Annotated in this window: 1 protein-coding gene and 1 pseudogene; both read left to right on the plus strand. The window is 43.1% G+C overall.

Translation table 11 applies throughout. The features are described from left to right. Positions 1-244 (plus strand): annotated as a pseudogene (locus R7R24_RS27275) (1-deoxy-D-xylulose-5-phosphate reductoisomerase); the annotation flags it as partial. Beyond that, positions 244-678, plus strand: a 435-nt coding sequence (rseP, locus tag R7R24_RS27280; RefSeq protein ID WP_318120210.1) for an RIP metalloprotease RseP, incomplete at its 3' end; no start/stop codon positions are given. The pseudogene R7R24_RS27275 and the gene rseP, both read left to right, overlap by 1 nt.

Here is a 678-nt window from a genome sequence, read left to right on the forward strand (position 1 = left end):
GATTGACGCGTGTTACGAAGGGCAACATGCGACTACTGCTCTAAATGCAGCCAATGAAGTTGCTGTTGATGCGTTTCTAAATAATCGCCTTGGTTTTACAGACATAGCTCGCATCAATGAATTGGTTTTGCATAAAATCACCGCAAGCTGCAAACCTGAGAATGCGAATAGCTTGGAAAGCTTGCTAGAGCTCGATAGAATGTCTCGAACTATCGCCCTAGAAATTATACGCGAGCGTAGCTAATGACTGGTATTTTGTGGAATCTTGTTTCTTTTATCGTTGCACTGGGCATTCTCGTTGCCGTGCATGAGTTTGGGCACTTTTGGGTTGCTCGTCGTTGTGGCGTGAAGGTTGAAAGATTTTCCATCGGTTTTGGTAAGTCTATTTGGCGAAAAGTTGGTCAAGACGGAACCGAATACACTATCTCAATGATTCCTCTTGGTGGATACGTCAAAATGGTAGATAGCCGTGTTGACGATGTGCCAGAAAGTGAAAAACATTTAGCCTTTGATCAAAAGCCGCTTTGGAAACGAACGTCTATTGTTGCAGCTGGCCCTATCTTTAATTTCTTATTTGCTATTTTTGCTTATTGGTTGGTTTTCCTGATTGGTGTACCAGCGGTAAAACCCGTAATTGGTGAAGTTACGCCCAATTCGATTGTTGCTGAGGCAGGAATT

This window comes from Vibrio sp. 704 (assembly GCF_033339295.1).